Annotated in this window: 13 protein-coding genes; 5 read left to right on the top strand and 8 right to left on the bottom strand. The window is 60.2% G+C overall.

All coding sequences use genetic code 11. The features are described 5' to 3' along the window. Window positions 1-378: 378 nt before the first annotated feature. The 4 genes from JFU47_RS26520 to JFU47_RS26535 all read right to left on the bottom strand — a co-directional run bounded on the left by JFU47_RS26520 (window position 379) and on the right by JFU47_RS26535 (window position 5,414). On the bottom strand, window positions 379-2,049 hold the full coding sequence (locus JFU47_RS26520; protein WP_201186822.1) for a bifunctional protein-serine/threonine kinase/phosphatase: 1,671 nt from the start codon (window positions 2,047-2,049) through the stop codon (window positions 379-381). A 7-nt stretch (window positions 2,050-2,056) separates the two neighbouring features. After that, window positions 2,057-3,268: a nitrate/nitrite transporter gene (locus JFU47_RS26525; RefSeq protein WP_046047894.1), complete on the bottom strand. Its 1,212-nt coding sequence runs from the start codon at window positions 3,266-3,268 to the stop codon at window positions 2,057-2,059. A 343-nt stretch (window positions 3,269-3,611) separates the two neighbouring features. Continuing rightward, complete coding sequence (locus JFU47_RS26530) at window positions 3,612-4,187, bottom strand: ANTAR domain-containing response regulator (RefSeq protein ID WP_008146285.1); 576 nt, start codon at window positions 4,185-4,187, stop codon at window positions 3,612-3,614. Window positions 4,188-4,202: 15 nt separating this feature from the next. Then, on the bottom strand, window positions 4,203-5,414 hold the full coding sequence (locus JFU47_RS26535) for a CmpA/NrtA family ABC transporter substrate-binding protein (RefSeq protein WP_201186823.1): 1,212 nt from the start codon (window positions 5,412-5,414) through the stop codon (window positions 4,203-4,205). A 229-nt stretch (window positions 5,415-5,643) separates the two neighbouring features. Here JFU47_RS26535 and JFU47_RS26540 point away from each other — a divergent pair, with 229 nt between their 5' ends. After that, window positions 5,644-6,663, top strand: a complete 1,020-nt coding sequence (locus JFU47_RS26540; protein WP_140679777.1) for a quinone-dependent dihydroorotate dehydrogenase — start codon at window positions 5,644-5,646, stop codon at window positions 6,661-6,663. Window positions 6,664-6,947: 284 nt separating this feature from the next. On the opposite strand, the gene rmf is transcribed toward JFU47_RS26540, so the two are convergent. Continuing rightward, complete coding sequence (rmf, locus tag JFU47_RS26545) at window positions 6,948-7,163, bottom strand: ribosome modulation factor (RefSeq protein ID WP_003223300.1); 216 nt, start codon at window positions 7,161-7,163, stop codon at window positions 6,948-6,950. Between the two features lie 529 nt (window positions 7,164-7,692). On the opposite strand from rmf, the gene rlmKL reads away from it, so the two are divergent. Further along, entirely contained in the window at window positions 7,693-9,969 is a 2,277-nt protein-coding gene (gene rlmKL / locus JFU47_RS26550; protein ID WP_201186826.1) for a bifunctional 23S rRNA (guanine(2069)-N(7))-methyltransferase RlmK/23S rRNA (guanine(2445)-N(2))-methyltransferase RlmL, read from the top strand. 142 nt (window positions 9,970-10,111) lie between these two features. Further along, window positions 10,112-12,511, top strand: coding sequence for a sensor domain-containing diguanylate cyclase (locus JFU47_RS26555; RefSeq protein WP_201186830.1), 2,400 nt, complete (start codon window positions 10,112-10,114; stop codon window positions 12,509-12,511). A gap of 138 nt (window positions 12,512-12,649) precedes the next feature. Here the strand turns inward: JFU47_RS26555 and dacB are convergent, their stop codons facing one another. Beyond that, window positions 12,650-14,110, bottom strand: a complete 1,461-nt coding sequence (dacB, locus tag JFU47_RS26560; RefSeq protein WP_140679769.1) for a D-alanyl-D-alanine carboxypeptidase/D-alanyl-D-alanine endopeptidase — start codon at window positions 14,108-14,110, stop codon at window positions 12,650-12,652. 233 nt (window positions 14,111-14,343) lie between these two features. Between dacB and JFU47_RS26565 the strand changes: the two genes are divergently transcribed. Then, the gene (locus tag JFU47_RS26565) at window positions 14,344-14,688 is read left to right on the top strand and encodes a YggL family protein (RefSeq protein WP_007896965.1); all 345 of its coding nucleotides are present in this window, start codon (window positions 14,344-14,346) and stop codon (window positions 14,686-14,688) included. A gap of 146 nt (window positions 14,689-14,834) precedes the next feature. Here the strand turns inward: JFU47_RS26565 and JFU47_RS26570 are convergent, their stop codons facing one another. Then, the gene (locus JFU47_RS26570; protein WP_201186831.1) at window positions 14,835-16,025 is read right to left on the bottom strand and encodes a benzoate/H(+) symporter BenE family transporter; all 1,191 of its coding nucleotides are present in this window, start codon (window positions 16,023-16,025) and stop codon (window positions 14,835-14,837) included. A 285-nt stretch (window positions 16,026-16,310) separates the two neighbouring features. On the opposite strand from JFU47_RS26570, the gene JFU47_RS26575 reads away from it, so the two are divergent. Then, on the top strand, window positions 16,311-17,075 hold the full coding sequence (locus tag JFU47_RS26575) for a GntR family transcriptional regulator (RefSeq protein WP_046047886.1): 765 nt from the start codon (window positions 16,311-16,313) through the stop codon (window positions 17,073-17,075). 182 nt (window positions 17,076-17,257) lie between these two features. Here JFU47_RS26575 and guaD read toward each other — a convergent pair whose 3' ends face one another. Then, window positions 17,258-18,562, bottom strand: a complete 1,305-nt coding sequence (gene guaD, locus JFU47_RS26580; RefSeq protein ID WP_201186833.1) for a guanine deaminase — start codon at window positions 18,560-18,562, stop codon at window positions 17,258-17,260. Between the last annotated feature and the right edge of the window lie 6 nt (window positions 18,563-18,568).

Here is an 18,568-nt window from a genome sequence, read left to right on the forward strand (position 1 = left end):
AAAGGCGTCCCGCTAGTTGCCTAGCGAGGACGCCTTTGTCCTGGTCCCGTTCTCTCGGGCAGCGCATCCTTCATCGTTGAAGGCTGGGCTTTATGTATGGTGAGAGAGGTAATGCAGTGGTTGTGCCAAGTTCTTCAGGTGCCCGGATTTACTGGGGGTGGTCGCTGTCTAGGCATTTGATTCGGATGTTTTTGCACCGAATCAATGCACGTTGCCCGCAATTGGCGCGGTCTCTGTAGCAGCTGGCGAAGCCTGCGTTCGGCTGCGAAGCAGTCGCGATTTCAGGCAATGCGGTGTGCCTGGTACACCCTGCATGCAGAATTTACGACTGCTTCGCAGCCGAACGCAGGCTTCGCCAGCTGCTACAAGAGACCGGTGTTAACCGTGAAATATCAAAACCAGCAGCACCAGGTTCACCAGCAACGACACCAGTGCCAAGGTCCGCCAGACCTTCAACGGTTCGCGCTCCAGCAGCGGTTTGGGTCGCACGCTCAAACTGCGCCGCTCGCCCTGTTCCAGCAGCAGCAACCATTCTTCCGCCGTTTCAAAGCGTTGATCCGGATCCGCCGCCACGGCGTGCTCCAGACTTTGCGCAATCCATTCCGGCAGATCGGGTCGATAGCGACTGGCGCTGACAGGAACCCCGAACCGTGGGCGCTGGAAGGCTTCGATTTCGCCGTAGGGATAATGCCCGGTGAGCAGGAAATACAAGGTCACGCCGACGGCGTACAGGTCCTGTTGCGGTGTCGGTGCATCCCCGCGAAAGGCTTCCGGCGCGATATAGCTGGGTGTTCCGGGCAGGGCAGAAGGCTGATCTTCGGACAGACCGGGGCAGTAGGCGAGGCCGAAGTCCAGCAGGCGTAATTCGCCGTCGTCCCCCAGCAGCAGGTTCTCCGGTTTGATATCGCGATGGAGAATCTGTCGTCGATGCAGCATGCCAACGGCGCGCAGCAGGCGTTCGGCCAGATCTTGCCATTGGGGCAGAAGCAGCGGTCCGACATCGGCGTGCAACTGCGCCAAGGTAGATCCGCAATATTCCCGCATCACGTAGTACAAATGCTGACGCTGACTGGCGGCATGGACTTCAGGGAAATGCCGTCCGGCCACGCGCTTCAGAAACCATTCTTCCGACAGCAACGCCTGCCCGGCCAAGTGATCGTCGCGCAATGCACTGGGCAAGGTTTTCAGCAGCCAGGGTTGTTGTTGCCCGTCGCGCACCCGATAGAGCAGCGACTGCTGGCTCTGGCCGAGTATCCCTTCGACCTGCCAACCTTCGAAAGCCTGACCTGCTTTCAAGGCTGGCGGCAGCGGCCATTGCTGCAAATGAATCAACGCATCGCCGATGCTCGTTTCACCGAGGGCATCGACTCGCACCAGCAAGGCGCTGGCGTTGTCCTGGCTGCCGGCCAGATGCGCCGCACTGACCAAGGTCTGCGCAGCGCTGTTCAAATCCGGTTGATCGCGCAGAATTGCCGCAATCGCGGTGTCACCCAGCACGGCCCAAATGCCGTCGCTGAGCAGTACGAAACTTTCGTTCAACCGCAGTTCGCCATCGAGAAAATCCAGCACCAAATGCTGGTCGAGCCCAAGTGCCCGTTTGAGCACATGCTGCATGCCCGGCTGGTCCCAGACGTGATCCTCGCTGACCCGTTGCAAGGTGTCGGCGTGCCAGCGATAAACCCGGCAATCGCCGACATGGGCCAAGGTAAAACGCCTGCCGCGCATGACCAAAGCACTGACAGTGGTGAGCAACGGTTGCCCACCGCCATTGGCCTGCAACCAGCGATTTTGCGCCAGTAGCAGGCGATCCAATGCCTGCGCGACGCCCCAGGTTTCTGGCGTGGCGTAGTAATCCAGCGCCAGAGCCTGCAACGTCGAGCGGGCGGCGAGACCACCATCGGCGCACTGGCTGACGCCATCGGCGATGGCGAACAGGTAACCCTTGCTCGCCGCCAGCGCCGGGGCCGGAGTCACCAGGCGCAGAGCGTCCTGATTCTCCTCGCGGGGGCCAATGGCGCTCGCTTCGGCAAAACTCAGTTGCAGGCTCATTGAGGCTTCAGACCCGAGCAGCGGTCACGGCTGCCGAACCCCAGGTTGTTCTCCAGCGACGTTTCACGCCGTGCAAACCGAACCAGGCCAGAACGCCAAGGCTGGCGAACAACCACAAGGCCAGTTGATAGCTGCCGGTGCTTTGCTTGATCGCGCCCATGCCTGCGGCCAGTGCAAATCCACCGATACCACCGGCCATGCCGATCAAACCGGTCATTACACCGATCTCCCGACGAAAACGCTGCGGCACCAGTTGGAAAACGGCGCCGTTACCGGCACCCAAACCGAGCATGGTGCAGACGAAAAGTGCCAGTGCCGCGTAGGAACTTGGCAGATTGAAACCCACCGCCGCGATGCAGACCGCCGCCACCGTGTACATCCCCAAGAGGGTGCGAATGCCACCGAAACGGTCGGCCAGAGCGCCGCCCAGCGGGCGCATCAAACTGCCACCGAACACACAGGCGGCGGTGTAGTAACCGGCGGTCACCGGGCTGAGGCCATATTGGTCGTTGAAATAGCCGGGCAGGGCGCTGGCCAGGCCGATGAAGCCGCCGAAGGTCACGCTGTAGAAAAACATGAACCACCAGCTGTCGCGGTCGCCCAAGGCCTTGAAGTAGTCGGACACGGACTTGGCTTTCGGCCGCTCAGGCGCGTTTTTGGCCAGCCAGGCGAAGACGATGATGGTCAGAATCAGCGGGATCAGGGCGAAGCCGAACACGTTGCTCCAGCCAAACGCAGCTGCCAGCACCGGGGCGATCAGTGCAGCAAGCACAGTGCCCGAGTTACCGGCACCGGCGATGCCCATGGCTTTGCCTTGGTGTTGTGGTGGATACCATTGCGACGCTAGCGGCAAGGCGACGGCGAAGGAGGCGCCGGCCATGCCGAGGAACAGGCCCAGCACCAACGCTTGTTCATAACTGTGGATGCCGAGTTTCCAGGCACCGAACAGGGCGCAGATGACGATCACCTGGCCAATCAGCCCGGCGGTTTTCGGGGACAGGCGATCAGCCAGCAAGCCCATTACAAAGCGCAATACCGCTCCGGCCAAAATTGGCGTGGCCACCACCAGCCCGCGCTGTTGGGTGGTCAGGTGCAGGTCGGCGGCGATTTGCACCGCCAATGGGCCGAGCAGGTACCAGACCATGAAACTCAGGTCGAAATAGAGGAAGGCCGCGAACAATGTCGGGGTATGGCCAGATTTCCAGAAGCTTGAATTCATCGCGCACCTCAGCTGTTAGGAGTCTCGAGAAGGAGTCATGAGCTTGCAGGTGGGGCGCCGCATCGGCCGCACCACCGGCCCCCGGTCTGTGGGGGCCAAAACAAAAAAACGTCGCCACCGGATTCGCCAAAGGGCAAATAAGGTGAGCGACGTCTTTGTCGTAGGTGGGGCAACCGCCGTTGGTTACCTGTAGCGATTACCTAGCGAGATCTGTGCCAACAGTCGAAACCGAGTGATGGCCATTCGCGAGCAGGCTCGCTCCCACAAGGGAGTTGCGCCATACACAAAGCAACTGTGGGAGCGAGCCTGCTCGCGATGGCGTCCTATCAGGCGACACAGAGGTTCAGCCGAGCAGCTCACTCATGGCAATGATCTGCTCCGCCACCTGAATCAGCTTCTGCTGACGGCTCATGGCCTGGCGGCGCATCAGGGTGTAGGCCTCTTCCTCGTTGCAGTCCTTCATTTTCATCAGCAGCCCTTTGGCCAGTTCAATGCGCTTGCGCTCGGCCAGTTGCTGGTCACGGGCGTTGAGCTGGGCGCGCAGGGCCTGGTCGCTTTCAAAACGCGCCATGGCCACGTCGAGAATCGGCTGCAAGCGCTGTGCGTGGATGCCTTCGACGATGTAGGCACTGACGCCGGACTTGATCGCCTGACGCATCACATCGGGGTCATGTTCATCGGTAAACATCACGATCGGCCGGGGTTGATCGCGGCTCACCAGCACTACTTGTTCCATTACATCGCGGCTCGGTGACTCGGTATCGATCAAAATCACGTCCGGACGCACCGTTTCGACGCGCGCGGGCAGGTCGATGGTCAGGCCCGACTCGTCAATCACCTCGAACCCGGCTTCGGTCAAGGCCGCCTTCAGGCGACCGACTTTCTTCGCGGTGTCGTTGATCAGCAGGATACGCAACATATTCGTAGCCTCCTGTCAGCGGCTGGCGAGAAGGGGTGAGCTGTCGCTCATGGCGTGAAGCTTGAAACTGCGGGCGTAGCCGGCGGCGTCCAGACCATCCCAGACCTTGCCGTCGATCAACTGGCTGCTGCGCATTTGCTGATCACTCGCGGCTACACCGACAGCGGTGGCGGCCTCTCGATACAAGTCTAGTTGCTGGACCTGACGGGCCACGCCCAGGTAGTCCGGGTCGTCACGCAACAATCCCCAGCGGCGGAACTGGGTCATGAACCACATGCCATCGGACAGATACGGCAGATTGACCTCGCCATCACCGTGGAAGCGCAGTGCGTGCGGGTCTTGCCAGCGATTACCCAGGCCATCGGCGTAGTCACCGAGCAATCGCGGTTCGATGCAGTCCAGCGGTGCGTCGAGGTATTGCGGGGCACTCAACAGCTTCGCGGTGCTGCGGCGATTCTCGGTGCTTTCTTCGATGAAGCGGCTGGCCTCCAGAATCGCCATCACCAGCGCCCTTGCGGTGTTGGGGTATTGCTCGACAAAGGCGCGGGTGCAGCCGAGAACTTTTTCCGGGTGATCGGGCCAGATGGTCTGGGTGGTGGCCATCGTGAACCCCAGGTTCTGCTGCACCGCGCTGGCGGACCATGGCTCGCCGACGCAGAAGCCGTCGATGCGCCCGGCTTGCAGGTGCGCGACCATTTGCGGCGGCGGCACCACCACGCTGTCGACGTCCTGCAACGGATGAATACCCTGACTCGCGAGCCAGTAATACAGCCACATGGCGTGGGTGCCCGTAGGAAATGTCTGGGCGAAGGTGAGTTTTGGGCGACTTTGGTGCACGTGCCGGTCCAGTGCTTCAGGACTGGTCACGCCCAGCGCCTGCAAGCCATGGGAGAGGTTGATGCTCTGGCCATTCTGATTCAGGCCCATGAGCACCGCCATGTCGGTCGACGCGACACCGCCGATGCCCAAATGCACGGCGTAGATCAAACCGTACAGACTGTGGGCAGCGTCGAGTTCGCCACTGACCAGTTTGTCCCGCAGGTTGGCCCAGGACGACTGGCGCTTGAGGTTCAGGGTCAGGCCGTAAGGTTGGGCGAAGCCCTGCGTGGCCGCGACCACTACCGAGGCGCAGTCGCTCAGGGCCATGAAGCCGAGGTTGATTTCGGTCTTTTCCGGGGCATCGCTGCCGTTGACCCACGCCAGAGGGTTGGCTGGAACTTCAATCATCTGTAAACACCTTCCATAAAAAAGCGCCGTACCGGGCTGCTTGCCAGAGCAAGGCCAAGTGACGACGCCTTTGTCTTTCGACTCATCCCGCCGTTGGCATGAGTGCTTATGTGAGTGACGGTGCAAGGCATATGCCATCGCTCGCTGATTTTGTCGCGCGCCTCGCCTGCAACCCCGATGCCCGGCTATAATCGCCGCCACTTTTCGTAGCCCAGAGTCAAACCCGCCCATGTACACCCTGGCCCGTCAGCTGTTGTTCAAACTTTCCCCGGAAACCTCCCACGATCTGTCCCTGGACCTGATCGGCGCGGGCGGGCGTTTGGGCCTCAACGGCTTGCTGTGCAAGGCACCGGCGAAAATGCCGGTGACTGTCATGGGCCTGGACTTCCCGAACCCGGTGGGTCTGGCGGCCGGTCTGGACAAGAACGGCGCGGCCATCGACGGTTTTGCGCAACTGGGTTTTGGTTTTGTTGAAATCGGCACCATCACCCCGCGTCCGCAGCCGGGCAACCCGAAGCCACGCATCTTCCGTCTGCCGGAAGCCGAGGCGATCATCAACCGCATGGGGTTCAACAACCTCGGCGTCGATCACCTGCTGGCCCGAGTGGCGGCGGCCAAGTACAGGGGCGTGCTGGGCATCAATATCGGCAAAAACTTCGATACACCGGTTGAGCGGGCGGTCGACGACTACCTGATCTGCCTGGACAAGGTCTACGCCCACGCCAGCTACGTGACAGTCAACGTCAGCTCGCCGAACACCCCGGGCCTGCGCAGCCTGCAATTTGGCGATTCGCTGAAGCAATTGTTGGCCGACCTGGCCACGCGCCGCGCAGAACTGGCGCTGCGCCACGGCAAACATGTACCTCTGGCGATCAAGATTGCGCCGGACATGACCGACGAAGAAACCGCTCAGGTCGCGCAAGCGCTGATCGAAACCGGGATGGACGCGGTGATCGCCACCAACACCACCCTGAGTCGCGTCGGCGTAGAAGGCATGGAGCATGGTGACGAGGCGGGCGGTCTGTCCGGCGCACCGGTTCGTGACAAGAGCACCCACACCGTGAAGGTGCTGGCGGCCGAGTTGGCCGGTCGCTTGCCGATCATCGCCGTGGGCGGCATCACCGAAGGCAAGCACGCGGCTGAGAAAATCGCTGCGGGTGCCAGCCTGGTGCAGCTCTATTCCGGCTTCATCTATAAAGGCCCGGCACTGATTCGTGAATCCGTCGACGCAATAGCAGCCTTGCGCTGACCGTGTAGCAGCTGCCGAGCCTGCGAGGCTGCGTTCGGCGGCGCAGCCGTCGTGAAATCAAACACCGCGGTCTTGCAGGCACACCTTGCATGCAGGGTTTACGACTGCTTCGCAGCCGAACGCAGCCTCGCAGGCTCGGCAGCTGCTACAGGGGAATGTGTGGGGAGCAGGCATAAAAAAGGGCTCCTCGAAGGAGCCCCTGGGCCGAAGCCCGCCGCCCGGATGGGGCGTGCGTGGTAAGTCGTTACGTAATCAGATTGTCGTGTCGGAGTGTGTGCCCTGTGTTAGCCGACGGCGTGAAGTTCGTTGAGTCTATGGATTCCCGCAGTGCCGGTCATACCGTCCCAGTTGTCGCCGCGTCCTTCTCGCCAGCCATTAATCCAGGCTTGGCGTACCGACGGTAGAGTAAATGGGCAAAGCTCACGGGATTTGCCACCAACGCCATATTGATATCCGCGCAAAAATGCTCTTTCCAACGGATCACGCTTAAGTCTTCTCATAGGGTGTTGCCCTCACTTGTTGACTGTATTTATCGCGTCGACCTCAATCGAGGTCTGGCAGAAAAACTTCTGCCGTTGGGGCTCGCTGCCGGCGTCGCGAGCCAAGGTGTTGACGTCATTGCGGCGTCAACCTGTATTGAGTTCTAACCAATGCGTCACATCGAGGGAATGATCGTTTTGTCATAAGGACGTAACGATAAAGATGGTATGGCGATAAGTAACACGATGTTGTCCCGTGTTTATTGGCAAAACCCCGGTATGATCAGCCCCTCGCTGCATGATGGGGTTAATCCTTTGCTGAGAATGGCTCGCGTTGCAGTGGGGCATTATTCGACGAAGGGTCGACTTATGACATTTTGTTGCATCAACTTTTTTATCTGTCTTTGCATCTAAGCTCTTTTAACCCGAGCAGCAAGGGTGGGACGGCACACCTTCGTGCCACGCGGGCGCTCTTTTAGAAAAGCGCCTGATTGAAAACCGGGCCGGCAATGCGTTGCCGGTTCACTTAGCTAAAGGCTCTGAAATTCCAATGTCCGATCAATTCGAAATCTTCCTCACTTGCCCAAAAGGCCTTGAAGGCCTGCTCATCGAGGAAGCCGTCGGGCTTGGCCTTGAAGAAGCGCGTGAGCACACTTCTGCCGTGCGCGGCATGGCAACCATGGAAACCGCTTATCGTCTGTGCCTGTGGTCGCGTCTGGCGAACCGGGTGCTGCTGGTGCTCAAGCGTTTCCCGATGAAGGACGCCGAAGACCTTTATCACGGCGTGCTGGATATCGAGTGGCAAGACCACATGCTCAACGATGGCACCCTGGCCGTTGAGTTCAGCGGTCACGGCTCGGGCATCGACAACACCCACTTCGGCGCCTTGAAGGTCAAGGACGCCATCGTCGACAAACTGCGCACGCCGCAGGGCGATCGTCCGTCCATCGACAAGCTCAACCCGGACCTGCGCATTCACCTGCGCCTGGACCGCGGCGAAGCGATCCTGTCCCTCGACCTTTCCGGCCACAGCCTGCACCAGCGCGGCTATCGCTTGCAGCAGGGCGCGGCACCGCTGAAGGAAAACCTCGCGGCCGCTATCCTGATCCGTTCCGGCTGGCCACGCATTGCGGCCGATGGCGGCGCGCTGGCTGACCCGATGTGCGGTGTCGGTACGTTCCTCGTCGAAGCCGCGATGATCGCCGCCGACATGGCGCCGAACCTGCGTCGCGAGCAGTGGGGTTTCACGGCCTGGCTCGGTCACGTCCCGGCCCTGTGGAAAAAGCTTCACGAAGAAGCCACTGAGCGTTGCGCGGCCGGTCTGGCCAAGCCACCGCTGTGGATTCGCGGTTATGAAGCCGATCCGCGCCTGATTCAACCGGGCCGCAACAACGTTGAACGTGCCGGCCTGAGCGAGTGGATCAAGATCTACCAGGGCGAAGTCGGGACGTTCGAGCCGCGTCCAGACCAGAACCAGAAAGGCCTGGTGATCTGCAACCCACCGTACGGTGAGCGTCTGGGTGATGAAGCAAGCTTGCTCTATCTCTACCAGAACCTCGGCGAACGTCTGCGTCAGGCCTGCTTGAACTGGGAAGCCGCGGTATTCACCGGCGCCCCGGACCTGGGCAAGCGCATGGGCATCCGCAGCCACAAACAGTATTCGTTCTGGAACGGCGCGTTGCCGTGCAAGTTGCTGCTGATCAAAGTCACGCCGGACCAGTTCGTCACTGGCGAACGTCGCACTCCGGAACAGCGTCAGGTTGAGCGCGAACAAGTTCAAGCCGAAGTCGAAGTCGCAGACAACGATGTGGCACCCGGCAAGTACGAGAAGTACAACAAGAACGGCAACCCGATCAAACCGGCACCGGTGGTGATCGAGCAGCCGCGTTTGAGCGAAGGCGGGCAGATGTTTGCCAATCGTCTGCAAAAGAACCTCAAGGCCCTCGGCAAGTGGGTCAAGCGTGAAGGCATCGACTGCTACCGCGTCTACGATGCCGACATGCCGGAATACTCGATGGCCATCGACCTGTATCAGGATTGGGTCCACGTCCAGGAATACGCCGCGCCGAAATCCATCGATCCGGAAAAAGCCTCGGCGCGCATGTTCGATGCCCTGGCTGCCATTCCGCAGGCCCTGAACATCGACAAGAGCCGCGTGGTGGTCAAGCGCCGCGAGCGTCAGAGCGGCACCAAACAGTACGAACGCCAAGCGGCACAGGGCAAGTTCGTCGAGGTCAATGAAGGCGGCGTGAAGCTGCTGGTGAACCTCACGGATTACCTCGACACCGGGCTGTTCCTCGATCACCGGCCAATGCGCATGCGGATTCAGAAAGAGGCAGCCGGCAAGCGCTTCCTCAACCTGTATAGCTACACCGCAACCGCCAGTGTTCACGCAGCCAAGGGCGGCGCGCGCAGCACCACCAGCGTCGACCTGTCGAAAACCTATCTGGATTGGGCTCGTCGCAACTTGTCGCTGAACGGTTTCTCCGACAAAAACCGTCTGGAGCAGGGCGACGTGATGGCCTGGCTCGACGCCTGCCGTGACGAATACGACCTGATCTTCATCGATCCGCCGACGTTCTCCAACTCCAAGCGCATGGAAGGGATCTTCGACGTGCAGCGTGACCAGGTGCAATTGATCGACCTGGCCATGGCGCGTCTGGCCCCGGGTGGCGTGTTGTACTTCTCCAACAACTTCCGCAAGTTCCAGCTCGAGGAAAACCTCACCGCGCGTTATGCGGTCGAGGAAATCACCGCCCAGACCATCGATCCGGATTTCGCCCGTAATGGCAAAATCCACCGTGCCTGGAAAATCACGGCTCGTTGACACTTGGCGGGATTGGATCCACAGAGCCTTGATTTTTAAAGGCTCTTGGCTTCTTTCTGTGCTGGTCAAATTGATGGCTAATAGCTATAACTCAACGCATGGCCAATGGGCTTTCCCGCACCTGGCGTTTTGAGTTGCGTCTATGTCGTTGCACGCCGTGCGCCCGAAGATCCTGGGTTTTATCAGTGAAGATGTCTCGGCCTGGCTGGTCGCGCTGCTGGTATTGATCGTCGGCGGGATTCTCACGGGATTGCTGGCATGGTCGACGCTGAATCTGTTTCACCAACAATTACGGCAACGCTTCCAACTGCTGGCCAGTGAGCGTTACAGCCGTATCGAAGAACGCTTCGAAGATCAGGAGCAGCGCCTCGATGGCCTGCGCCGGTTCTTTGCCAATTCCGATTCGGTCTCCCGCGCGGAGTTCGACGGTTACACCCAACCGCTGCTGCACCGGACTCAGGCCTATTCGTTCGCCAAGCGGATAACCGGTGCGGAACGGGCGGAATTTGAACGCCAGGTGCGTGCAGAGGGTTTACCCGACTTCACCCTGCGCGAACTCAATGCCGACGGCCAACTGCAACTGGCGGCTGAACGGGATGAGTACGTGGCGGTGTTGTATAGCCAGACCCAAAGCAAACTCGGCTCGCCGCTGGGCTACGACTTGTGGGCTCAACCCTTGCGCCGCGCCACCCTTGAACGGGCCGATCAGCACGGCGGCATGGCGGTATCGCAGCCGATGCATCTGGTCAGTATCGAACCGGCCTTCGCCCGCGGCGTGCTGCTGGTCGCACCGGTGTTGCTGCGTAATAGTCCGGCTACGGCGGGGGTGAAACCGTACGGTTATGTCATGGCCGTGATCAGCATGCATCAGTTGCTGGCGGACGGGCTGCCGGAGGCTGGCCGTGACTATCTTTCAGTGCGCATCCTCGACTTATCCACAGACGATCAGCACGAAGTGCTTTATGAATCCCCCAACACCCCAGCCCCCAGTGAGTTGGCCGCGACCCGGCTGTTGCGGCTTGCCGACCATGACTATCAAGTCGACATTCAGCCCAGCGATGCCTTCCTGCGAGCCAATCACTCTTCGGTGACCACCCTGGTGGTGCTGGGCGGTTTGCTCAGTCTGTTGCTCAGTGCCTTGCTCTATGTGCTGGTCAGTCAGCGTCAACGGGCGCTGAAAATGGTCGAGCAACGGACCCAGGAACTGCGCGCCCGCGAGCAGGAGTTGCGCGGCACCCATGGCCAGTTGCGCGGCGTGCTGAATGCCGCGACCCAGGTGGCAATCATCGCCACCGACCTGCGCGGGGTTATCCAAACCTTTAATGCCGGGGCCGAGCAAATGCTTGGCTACACCAGCACCGAGGTGGTGGGCCATATGACCCTGGAAAACCTGCACCTGCCCCGAGAGCTCCTGGCACGTTCGGCGGAGTTGAGCGCGCGCTATGGCAAACCGATTCCGACCTGCCAGGCGATGTTGGTCGAGGGCGGCGAGGAGGGCGGCCACGAAGCGCGGGAATGGACGCTGCTGCGTAGCGACGGCAGCCATTTGACGGTGAACATGCTGGCGACCCCGGTCCTCGACGAGCAAGGCTTGTGGGTCGGGCACCTGGCGATCTGTATCGACATCACTGAACGCAAGCGGGTCCACGAGGCCCTGGCGGCACGGGACCTGTTGTTGAAGAAACTCAGCGCCCATGTGCCCGGCGGGATCTACCAATTCAAGATGGAGTTCGATGGGCGCTTCAGCGTGATCTACGCCAGCGACGGTATTCGCGAGATCTACGAACTTGAACCGGATGTGCTGTTGCTCAACGCCGAAGCGATTTTCACGCGGATTCATCCGCAGGACACCACCCGGGTCCGCGCTTCGATCCGGGCGTCGGCGGACACCCTCAGCCCTTGGCGCGAGGAGTACCGCGTGCAGCTGCCCCTGCGTGGCCTGCGTTGGGTTCGTGGCGAGGCGACACCGGAGGAATTGCCCGGTGGCGGCGTGCTCTGGCACGGCTATGTCTCGGACATCTCCGACTTGAAACGGGTGGAAGAAGAACTGCGGGCGCTATCGATCACCGACTCTCTGACCGGGATCCACAACCGCCGCTATTTCCAGGAACGCCTGACCACCGAAATGGCCCGGGTCGAACGCGGTGGCGGCGAACTGTCGGTGATCATGCTCGATATCGACCATTTCAAACGCATCAATGACCAGCATGGCCACGCTGTCGGCGATCGGGTGTTGCAGATTGTGTGCGAACGCATCGGCCTTCGGCTGCGGCGCACCGACGTGTTCTGTCGCCTGGGTGGCGAGGAGTTCATGGTGCTTTGCCCGGACATCAACGGCGAGCATGCCCATGTCCTGGCCTTGCAGCTATGGCAAGGGTTGCGCAGTTCGCCGATCGAAGGCGTCGGGACAGTGACCGCCAGTTTCGGGATTGCCAGTTGGCGAGTCGGGGAGGGCGCGGATGCGCTGTTGCTGCGGGCGGATTCGGGGGTGTATGCGGCGAAACTGGCAGGACGGGATCGAGTAGAAGGAGAGATGAGTTAGGCCAGGCTGTACGTAAAACCCTGTAGGAGCGAGCCTGCTCGCGAAAGCGGTCTGTCAATCACATCGTTGCTGGATGTGTCGCCGTCTTCGCGAGCAGGCTCGCTCCCACATTGGATCTTGGGTGTCTGGTAGATCCGGTTAGAGCACCGAAGCCGTTTCCGGCAGTTTCGGCTGGCGATACAGGTCCAGCAGCACCTGATCCAGCACCGACGACGCGCCAAACGGAGCCTTGTCGTTGAGGATCGCCACCACCGCCCAGGTATTGCCGTTGATGTCGCGGCTGAAACCGGCAATCGCCCGCACCGTATTCAAAGTGCCGGTCTTGATGTGTGCTTCACCGCGCATCGCCGTGGTCTTCAGGCGTTTGCGCATGGTGCCGTCGGTGCCGGCAATCGGCATCGAACTGATGAACTCGGCCGAATACGGGCTTTTCCAGGCCGCTTGCAGCATGCCGGCCATTTCACGCGCACTCACCCGTTCCGCACGGGACAGGCCGGAACCGTTCTCCATCACCAGGTGCGGCGCGGTGATGCCCTTCTTCGCCAGCCACTGACGCACCACACGCTGTGCAGCCTTGGCATCGTCACCGTCGGCCTCGGTGCGGAACTGCGCACCCAGGCTCAGGAACAGCTGCTGGGCCATGGTGTTGTTACTGTATTTGTTGATGTCGCGGATGATTTCCGCCAGGTCCGGCGAGAAGGCCCGAGCCAGGACCTTGGCATCTTTGGGTGTTGGCGCCAGACGGTCCTTGCCCTGAATGCTGCCGCCCAGTTCCTTCCAGATCGCCCGCACGGCGCCTGCGGTGTAGGTCGCGTGGTCGAGCAACGACAGGTAAGTCTGGGAGCTGCAGCCCTCGCCCAACTGGCCGCCGACCGTCACGGTCACGCTGCCATCGGCCTGAGTCACCGGGTTGTAGCGCACGCCACCGGTGCATTGCTTGGAGTTGACGGCTTTAACCTGGTTTTCGATGCGAATGGTGGCAATCGGCGGCTCCACCGACACCAGCACCCGGCCGTTGTCGTTACGCGCCACAAAACGCAGGGCCTTGAGGTTGACCATCAGTGAATCGGGTTTGACCAGGAACGGTTTGTTCTCGTCATTGCCATCGTCGTTGAACTCGGGCAGTTGCGGTTGTACGAAGAAACTGCGGTCCAACACCAGGTCGCCGGTGATTTGCGTCACACCGTTGGCGCGCAGGTCACGCATCAGCAACCAGAGTTTTTCCATGTTCAGCTTCGGATCGCCGCCACCCTTGAGGTAGAGGTTGCCGTTGAGGATGCCGCCGCTGAGCGTGCCGTCGGTGTAGAACTCGGTTTTCCACTGGTGATTCGGGCCGAGCATTTCCAGCGCCGCGTAAGTGGTGACCAGTTTCATGGTCGAGGCCGGATTGACGGAGACGTCAGCATTGAAAATCGTCGGGGTGCCAGGTCCGTTGAGCGGGATCATCACCAGCGACAGGGCGTTGTCCTGCATCTTGCTGGCCTTGAGGGCTTTTTCAACGTTGGGCGACAGCGCGGTGTTGATCGAAGCGGCGGAAACAGAGAAGGCCAGAGGGAGCAGAAAACCGGCCAGTAACAATGGACGCAAAGATTTGATCATGTGAAATAAAACCCTACAGCCGAGGGGGAAAAAGACGAGGGCATGAAGATAAATTCCCTCAGTGGTCATGAAAGTGTCGGCATTATGCCCCAAGGTGTAGCGGCTTGTGCCGTGCCCTGGCCTTCTAATCCGCTATTTTTTACCGACGGTAGGGCTTGCACCCCAGAGAGACGGGCAATCGGCGCCTTAAACTGCTAAAGTGCCGCCCGTTATTACTTATGAGGATTGTTCCAATGGCGACTAACCGTTCCCAGCGTCTGCGCAAAAAACTGTGCGTCGATGAATTTCAAGAGCTGGGTTTCGAACTGAACCTGGATTTCAAAGAAGATTTGGCCGATGAAGCCATTGATGCTTTCCTCGACGCGTTCCTGAAAGAAGCCATGGAAGCCAACGGTCTGGGCTATGTTGGCGGCGACGACTTCGGTCTGGTTTGCCTGCAGAAGCGTGGCTCGGTGTCCGAAGAGCAGCGTGCCGCTGTTGAAGCCTGGCTCAAAGGCCGCAGCGAACTGACTGAAGCGACTGTCAGCCCGCTGATCGACGTCTGGTACCCGGAAAAGCCGATCAATCCGGTAGCTTGATGTTCTAAAAAACGGCGACCCAAGGGTCGCCGTTTTTTTGTGACGATCAAAGGATCGCAGCCTCGTTTCACTCGACAGCTCCTACAGGATGAACACATTCCAATGTAGGAGCTGTCGAGTGAAACGAGGCTGCGATCTTTTGCTTTTCAGGCTTTACGCCAGTTCAAGATCACCAACGTCAACACCCCCGCCACAATCCCCCAGAACGCCGAACCGATGGAAAACAGCGTCAACCCCGACGCCGTGACCATAAAGGTAATCAGCGCCGCTTCACGTTCCTTCACTTCATTCATGGCAATGCTCAAGCCATTGATGATCGAGCCGAACAGCGCCAGTGCCGCAATCGACAGCACCAACTCTTTCGGTAACGCGGCAAACAACGCCGCCAGCGTCGCGCCGAACACCCCGGCAATCCCGTAGAAAATCCCGCACCAGACGGCCGCTGTGTAGCGCTTGTTACGATCCTCATGGGCATGAGGTCCGGTGCAAATCGCCGCGCTGATGGCTGCCAGGTTGATCCCGTGGGAACCGAACGGCGCCAGCAGCAACGAAGCGATGCCGGTGGTGGTGATCAGCGGCGAGGCGGGCACGGTGTAACCGTCGGCGCGCAATACCGCGATGCCCGGCATGTTTTGCGACGTCATCGCCACCACAAACAGCGGAATGCCGATGCTGATGGTCGCGGCCAGGGAGAAGTGCGGCGTGGTCCAGACCGGCGTCGCCACTTCCAGATGGAAGCCGCTGAAGTCCAGCAAGCCCATGAACCCTGACAGCGCCGTACCGATCAACAGCGCGGCCAGTACGGCATAACGCGGCGACAGGCGTTTGACCACCAGATAAGTGAAGAACATGCCCAATACCAGCGCGGTACGGTGCTGGGCGGCGACGAAGATTTCGCTGCCGATCTTGAACAGAATGCCCGCGAGCAGGGCGGCGGCCAGCGACGCGGGAATCTTTTTCACCAGCCGTTCGAAGCTGCCGGTCAAACCACAGATCGTCACCAGCACCGCGCAGGTAATGTAGGCGCCAATGGCTTCGCCGTAGGTCACGCCGCCCAGACTGGTGATCAGCAGCGCCGCGCCGGGTGTCGACCAGGCGATGGTGATCGGCGTGCGGTAACGCAGAGACAGGCCAATCGAGCACACCGCCATGCCAATGGAGATCGCCCAGATCCACGAGGAAATCTGCCCGCTGGTCAGACCCGCCGCTTGCCCGGCCTGGAACATCAGGACCAGCGAGCTGGTGTAACCGGTCATCATCGCAATGAAGCCGGCGACGATCGCAGAAGGCGATGTATCGGCAAAAGGGCGGAGCTGCGTGTGCGTGACGTCGTTCATGACAGCGGTGTTCCTTATTACGTACGAAAATATCCGAAGCGAAGTCGTCCAACGTAGGAGCAGCCTCGTTTCACTCGACAGCTCCTACAGGATTCTGCGTTCAAGCCTAAACTCAAAAGTAACCAGTCGTTGCAATACAGCGGAAGTGACAAACAGCCGTACAGTCGTGCTGCCACCCTCCATTGTGTACAATCGCAGTGTTTTTTACGCGATACTTGCCAGCGACCCACTGTGCCGTATTACAGTCACGGTCTATTCGCCGCAGTTCTTCCGACTCGAGTGCCCATGAACGAACAGTTGCAACCCCTAAAGAAACAACCGCGAGCAGGCAAAGCCGGCCGCAGCGGTACTCAGGACGATATTGTCTATGCGCATATCTTCGAGGCCATCCTCGAACAGCGTCTGGCGCCCGGTACCAAGTTGAGCGAAGAAGCGCTGGGGGAAATTTTCGGGGTCAGTCGCACCATCATTCGCCGCGCGCTGTCGCGCCTGGCCCATGAAGGCGTCGTGCTGCTGCGGCCGAACCGTGGCGCTGTCGTCGCCAGCCCGAGTGTCGAAGAGGCTCGCCAGGTGTTCATGGCCCGGCGTCTGGTGGAGCGTGCGATCACTGAATTGGCGGTGCAGCACGCCACTGCCGAGCAGATTGCCGAGTTGCGCCAGATGGTCAACGACGAACGCGACAGCTTCTCCCGTGGCGATCGTGGCGCCGGTATTCGCCTGTCGGGCGAGTTCCACTTGAAGTTGGCCGAAGCGGCGAAAAACGCGCCGCTGATCAGCTTCCAGCGCAGCCTGGTGTCCCAGACGTCGTTGATCATTGCCCAGTATGAAAGCGGCAATCGTTCCCACTGTTCCTACGACGAGCACACCCAGCTGATCGACGCCATCGAAGCGCGCAATGCTGAGCTGGCGGTGGACCTGATGATGCATCACATGGATCACATCGACAGCAAACTCAACCTCGACGAAGAAAGCGCGTCGGATGATTTGCATGCGGTGTTCTCGCATTTGTTGCAGACCAAGAAGCCAGGGCGGCCGGTCGCCAAGCTTTAAGTCAGACCGAGTCGCGCCCATCGCGAGCAGGCTCGCTCCCACATTGGATTTGTGTTGAACGCCAATCTTGTGTCCATTAGAGATCTACTGTGGGAGCGAGCCTGCTCGCGATAGCAATCTGACAGGCAATAAAAATCCCCCGGACTGAAGAGTACGGGGGATTTTTTATGGCCGAAGAAAACTTAACGCTGATGCACCTGATTCCCCGCCGCATACGTCTGCAACACCGTCCGGTCATCCCCCAGCGTCATCAACACAAACAACGTCTCGGCAATGTTGTTGGCCTGCTTCAAGCGATAGCTCAGCAGCGGTGTGGCGTTGTAGTCCAGCACCAGGAAGTCCGCATCAGTGCCCGGTTGCAGGGTGCCGATCTTGTCTTCCAGGCGCAGCGCACGAGCGCCGCCGAGTGTGGCCAGGTACAGCGATTTGAACGGGCTCAGTCGCGCACCTTGCATCTGCATGACCTTGTACGCTTCGTTCAACGTTTGCAGCAGCGAGAAACTGGTGCCGCCACCGACGTCCGTACCGAGGCCGACATTCAACTTGTGCTTCTCGGCCATCGGCAGGTTGAACAGGCCGCTGCCGAGGAAGAAGTTCGACGTCGGGCAGAAGGCGATCGCCGAGCCGGTTTCCGCCAGTCGCGCGCACTCGTCATCGCACAGGTGCACGCCGTGGGCGAATACCGAACGTTCGCCGAGTAGTTTGTAGTGGTCGTAGACGTCCAGGTAGCCCTTGCGCTCCGGGAACAGCGCCTTGACCCACTCGACTTCCTTGAGGTTTTCGCTGATGTGAGTCTGCATGTACAGATCAGGGAATTCGCTGAGCAACTGGCCGGCGAGGGTCAGCTGTTCCGGAGTGCTGGTCGGGGCGAACCGCGGGGTGACCGCGTAGTGCAGGCGACCCTTGCCATGCCAGCGCTCGATCAGTGCCTTGCTTTCGATATAGCTGGATTCGGCGGTGTCGGTCAGGTAGTCCGGCGCGTTGCGGTCCATCATCACCTTGCCGGCAATCATCCGCAGGTCCAGCTGTTCGGCGGCTTCAAAGAACGAGTTCACCGATTGCGGGTGCACGCTGCCAAACACCAGCGCCGTAGTGGTGCCGTTGCGCAGCAGTTCCTTGATGAAAATGTCCGCGACTTCGTCAGCGTGAGCCTTGTCGGCAAACTGGCTTTCGCACGGAAAGGTGTAGGTGTTGAGCCAGTCCAGCAGCTGCTCGCCGTAGGCGCCGACCATGCCGGTTTGCGGCAAGTGAATGTGGGTGTCGATGAAGCCTGGGGTGATCAGCGCGTTCTGATAATGGGTGATTTCGATATCGGCCGGCAGGGTCGGCAGCAAGGCGCTGGCGTGACCAAGGGCGCTGATCTGGCCGTTATCGACCACCAGTAAGCCGTCTTCGAAATACTCATAAGAGGCTTCGATGCCCACTTCGGCGGGGTCGGCGATGCTGTGCAGAATGGCGGCGCGGTAGGCTTTGCGAGTCAGAGGCATTGTCGT

The organism is Pseudomonas sp. TH39(2020) (assembly GCF_016650715.1).
Lineage (GTDB): Bacteria > Pseudomonadota > Gammaproteobacteria > Pseudomonadales > Pseudomonadaceae > Aquipseudomonas > Aquipseudomonas mandelii_C.